Below are 1,138 nucleotides of genomic sequence, written 5' to 3' on the forward strand. Positions count from 1 at the left end.
ACTTCGGCCACCAGAAGTGGAAGCCGGAGAACATCGCGAAGACGACCGTGCCGAACACCACGTAGTGGAAGTGGGCCACCACGAAGTAGCTGTCGGAGACGTGGAAGTCCATCGGCGGCGAGGCCAGGATGACACCGGTCAGACCACCGAAGGTGAAGGTGATCAGGAAGCCGGTCGCCCACAGCATCGGCGTCTCGAAGGACAGCGAGCCCTTCCACATCGTGCCGATCCAGTTGAAGAACTTCACACCGGTCGGCACCGCGATCAGGAAGGTCATGAAGGAGAAGAACGGCAGCAGCACCCCGCCGGTGACGTACATGTGGTGCGCCCACACCGTCACCGACAGACCCGCGATCGCGATGGTCGCCGCGATCAGGCCCATGTAGCCGAACATCGGCTTGCGGGAGAAGACCGGGATGACCTCGCTGATGATGCCGAAGAACGGCAGCGCGATGATGTACACCTCGGGATGGCCGAAGAACCAGAACAGGTGCTGCCACAGCAGCGCCCCGCCGTTGGCCGCGTCGAAGACGTGCGCGCCGAACTTGCGGTCCGCCTCCAGGGCGAACAGCGCCGCGGCCAGCACCGGGAAGGCCAGCAGCACCAGCACACCGGTCAGCAGCACGTTCCACACGAAGATCGGCATGCGGAACATGGTCATGCCCGGGGCGCGCATGCAGATGATCGTGGTGATGAAGTTGACCGAGCCGAGGATGGTGCCGAAACCGGAGAACGCCAGACCCATGATCCACATGTCGGCGCCGATGCCCGGCGAGCGGACCGCGTCCGACAGCGGCGAGTAGGCGAACCAGCCGAAGTCGGCCGCGCCCTGCGGGGTGAGGAAACCGCCGACCGCGATGAGCGAGCCGAACAGGTACAGCCAGTAGGCGAACATGTTCAGCCGCGGGAACGCCACGTCCGGCGCGCCGATCTGAAGCGGCATGATCCAGTTCGCGAAACCGGCGAACAGCGGCGTCGCGAACATCAGCAGCATCACGGTGCCGTGCATCGTGAACGCCTGGTTGAACTGCTCGTTCGACATGACCTGCAGACCCGGCCGGGCCAGCTCGGCGCGCATGAGCAGCGCCATCACGCCACCGATCAGGAAGAACGCGAACGACGTCGCCAGATACAGCGT

The 1,138-nt window shown here is 64.7% G+C and carries 1 protein-coding gene; it reads right to left on the reverse strand.

From position 1 onward, the window contains the following. On the reverse strand, window positions 1-1,138 hold a 1,138-nt coding region (locus tag ABZ261_RS29490; RefSeq protein ID WP_356864388.1), incomplete at both ends, for a cbb3-type cytochrome c oxidase subunit I.

It is taken from the genome of Streptomyces sp. NPDC006193, from assembly GCF_040613915.1.
Classification (GTDB): domain Bacteria; phylum Actinomycetota; class Actinomycetes; order Streptomycetales; family Streptomycetaceae; genus Streptomyces.